We start from the raw sequence: 3825 nt of genomic DNA, 5'->3' as shown, positions 1-3825 counted from the left end.
ATTCTCTGAACTCATCGTGTGGGCTCTGTGCCAGCCCCGGGTCAGGTCTCTTCCGGCGGGCGGGACTGCCGGGGAACGGGGCGGGGACAGGTGATCGTGGGGATGCCCAGGTCGACGGCGCCGGGGTTGGGGGGACGTCGGTCGAGCTGGGCGAGTTTCTCCTCCGCTCCGGCGAGACTGATGTGGAGTCCTTCGACTTCGCCGAGCCAGCCTTCGCGTTCGGCTTCTGCGATGCGGTCGCGGAGGTTGTCGCGGATCTCGACGAGCCGACCGCGCTGTGCGGGGTCGGGCCAGAGCATCGGGCAGCGGACGCAAGCGTGCTCATGGATGCAGGGGGTGCCGAACGCGCGTCCGCAGGCTCCGACGGAGACCTTGCGCCGCTCGAAATGCCCGAGGAACTCCTCCCATTCCTCGTTGGTGGGGACGCGGTATTCCTCGCTCGGGCGGAGAGACCGGCGACGGGCGAGGAAGGTCATGTGGGCCTGGATCGCCTCTTCGGGATAGACCGCCTTGTAACCGAGAGTGACGTTGATGTCCTGGTGGCCAGCGATCACCTGGGCGATGTGCGGCGGCAGCCCGCCCAGAATGGCGTCGGTGATGAACAGCCGACGGAAGTCGTGCGGCGTGTAGCGGAGCGGGTCGCCGGTGGCCGGATCGGTCAGGCCGGTGTCGACGAGTGCCTGGGCCAGCCGGGTGCGGATCGCGTCTTCGCTGAACGCGCAGTTCTCGGCACCGCGGCGGCGCTGGAACAGCAGTGCCGCCGGTGCCCGCCATGTGCATTCGGCCCGGTCGTAGGAGCGGACCAGCGGGACCGCGCCGGAGGTATCCCGGATCCGGCGGATGACCGCGCTGAGCACGTCGGCGAGTTCGGGACTGACCAGCAGCAGCCGCTCGGTGTCCGTCTTGGACGGGACGATCTGAAGCAGGGGGACGAGTTCTCCGCTGGTGGGCAGTCGGTATTGGACCAGGCTGTGGTGGCTGAGCTCCAGCAGTTCCTCGACACGGACGCCGGTGGCCCGCAGAACCTCGACCATGGCCCACGTCCAGAAGGCGTGTTCCTCCTCAAGGCCGAGGTCGCGGCGCTTGCCGGTGCCGGGATCCTCAGCCCAGATCTTGTCGGCTGCCCCGTAAGGGACGACAGCACGTACGAGTCTTTGCCCTGCCGCAGTGAACATCTGTCCAGGAGTGGTCTGCCGGGCCGCTTCGAGAACGGCGGCCGTGTCCTTGCGCCGCTGGTCGACCGTGCGGACCAGAGCAGGCAGGACCGGCAGCCGCCCGCGGGTTCGGGCATCCATGCGGGCCTTGCGCTGCCGTTGGGCCTTGCGGCGGTGCACCTCTTCGTCACGGACCGGGCTGGGGGCGACCCACGGACCCCAGCGGGCCGGGTCTTCCAGTGCCCACTGCGCGAGGTCGAGGTAGAAGGCCCGCACCGGGGTCAAGCACTCGCGATAGCTGATCCGTTCGACCCTGGCCTCGGACTTGCGGCCGTCCGGTCCGGTCACGGTCGTCGCCTTGGTCCGTAGCCGCTGTTTCCATGCCTCGGCGACATCCGGCGCCAGTCGCAGGCTCTCGACCTGCGGGTGATGGCGTTCGATGTCCTGCCAGAAGCGCTGGCCAAGGTGGTAGGCGAGCGACTTCAAGGTGGCGTAGTCCACGGCGGGCTGACGCTCGCGGAGGTAGTCCACGAGCAGGTCGCGAATGGGGCGGCAGCGTAGGCGGAAGCGGTCGATGAGCTCTTCCGGCGTGCGTTGCCCCAGGTTGCGCAGTCCCCGCAGCGAGGGCGGGGCCTCGGGGCCGAAGGCGCCGAGGCGGTGGAGGAGGTAGTAGAACGCTCTGGTGCCAGCGCTCACCTTCAGGTTCGCATCCGCTTCGGCCTCCAGCAGCTCCAGCACGTCACCAACGAGGATGTCCGAGATCACCCCGCCCTTGGCGGCGAGGATCATCGCGGTGCGGTGCAGGGCGAGCCTGGCCTCGCTCGGGCGGACGTCGGCGTCGCTCTCGCCGAGCACTCGAAGCCGCGCGAACCCCTGCGGGTCGCGGACGCGGGCCAGTTTGCGTACCAACACGCCCCTGCCGGTCGCCCCGGTCACCAGCCACGCGGTCGACGGCCTCACCACGTCCGCGCTGATCACGGCCGCCAGGGCACTGCCGAAAGCGGCCAGCTGCCACCTCTTGTCCGTGCCGCGAGCCTGTAGCCACGGTGTGACCTCCCGCCGCCAGTCGGCTCCCGCCTCCTCGATCCGGCTGCCTCGCCAGCGTTCCTGCCAGGTGCTGCCCGGCTGTTCCTCCAGCCTGTCCAGCAGGAGGGCGAGCCCCGAGCGCTGATGATGCTGGGCGTCCGTCGTGTCCGGCATGAACGGTGCCCGGGACAGCCGCCGCTGTACTTCTTCGCGGGAAGCGCAGGTGGCTGGCCACTCTTCGGCGACGGGGCGGGCGGGAAACCTCTGCCGGGCCGTCTCCCGCCGCAAGGCCGGCACCGACATCGCCGGGATGCCCACCGTCCCGGCGTCCACCGCCTCGATACTGGTGGTCACCGGGCACCGGCCCCGAACAGCACATCCAGGCTCTCCGGCCGGTAGCCCGGCGCCGGCGGGACAGTGGTGCGGGCGGCGGCCTGCCGAGTCTGCTCGGCGTGATGGGCCAGCAGGCGGCGGATCACCTCCTCCTTGCGGGGCGTGAGATAGATCTGAGTAGTGGTCAACTGCGAGTGACCTAGGACAAATTGGACGTCCGTAAGCGGGAGGCTCGGGTCCTCCGCCATCCGGTATGCGGCCGTGTGCCGCAATGCGTGCAGGGTCGCCGAGGTCCCAGCCTTCGTGTTGGCCCGCTCGAACATGCGGTGGACCGCGTGGTAGGTCAGTGGCCTCGACGGCGACCGCAACGTCCACCACAGCGGGAGCCGCCGACCTCGTGGGATCTCGTCCTCCAGCTCCAGCTGGTAGAGCCGAAGCCAGACGAAAGCGTCGGTCGAGGCTGGAAGCTCCTGGACTTCTCCCGTGCCCTTGCGGACCACCGCAATCAGCTGGCGGCCTGGGTCGGTCCCGCCCTGCGTGGCCGACAGCAGTTCGCTCGCGCGGGCGCCGGTGGAAACGTAGAAGGCGACCAGAGCCCGGTCCCGGTGGGACGGCAGTCGCGTGAAGATCTCGTTGAACTCCTCGTCCGGGACACTGCGCGGGACGCGCTTGGGCACCGTCGGACGGTAGAGACCCGCGCGTTCGTTGCGGGGCGGGTCCATCGGGTTGCGGTGAGCGTGCGCGCGGCGGCCCCTGCGGGAGCGGTCCAGCGGGAACGGGTTGAGGATCGGGCCGCTGCCGATGTCGCGGTGAAAGTCGTAGAAGCACCGCAGCACCGTCTCACTGTGCGCGCGGACGGTCGGCGCGTACGGCTTCCCGCCAGCTGTCCACCTGCCGGCCTGCGTTTCCCGGTGACGCCAGTGCGGCCGGGAGGGCTGGCCCGCGATCTGCAACCAGCGGCAGAAGTCCCGGGCCTCGATGCGGGTCGTCCGGTCCCACGGAACGCCGATGGCCCACAAGAAGCGAAACCACCGCAACAGGTCCATCCCGTAGGAACGGGCTGTCGCCCCCGGCCGGCCGGATGCCTGGATGTCCCGGAGGAAGGAGGCTGCCGCGTCGACCACCACCCCATCGGCGTCAAGGAGGCGGTAGGGCTCCCACGGGTCGCCGGTGGCGAATAGCCGCCCGATCAGAGGGACGGACAGGACCGCCAGATCACTCGATGGCTCTTGCATGGCCGGACCAACGACGAAAGAGAGAAAGGGTCACTGACCTGCGGAAACTCGTCCAGTAGTTCAGTCAACAGGTAGTA

Annotated in this window: 2 protein-coding genes; both read right to left on the bottom strand. The window is 69.4% G+C overall.

The window, feature by feature from the left end; translation table 11 throughout:
* Positions 1–41 precede the first annotated feature (41 nt).
* Entirely contained in the window at positions 42–2534 is a 2493-nt protein-coding gene (locus tag ACIBEA_RS44275) for a tyrosine-type recombinase/integrase (RefSeq protein ID WP_399270201.1), read from the bottom strand.
* Entirely contained in the window at positions 2531–3748 is a 1218-nt protein-coding gene (locus ACIBEA_RS44270) for a tyrosine-type recombinase/integrase (RefSeq protein ID WP_399270199.1), read from the bottom strand. The genes ACIBEA_RS44275 and ACIBEA_RS44270 overlap by 4 nt, the downstream gene beginning before the upstream one ends.
* Positions 3749–3825 lie beyond the last annotated feature (77 nt).

The organism is Streptomyces sp. NPDC051555, assembly GCF_044454405.1.
Lineage (GTDB): Bacteria > Actinomycetota > Actinomycetes > Streptomycetales > Streptomycetaceae > Streptomyces.
The sequence above is the reverse complement of the archived record's forward strand: the minus strand, read 5'-3'. Positions and strand labels throughout refer to the sequence as shown.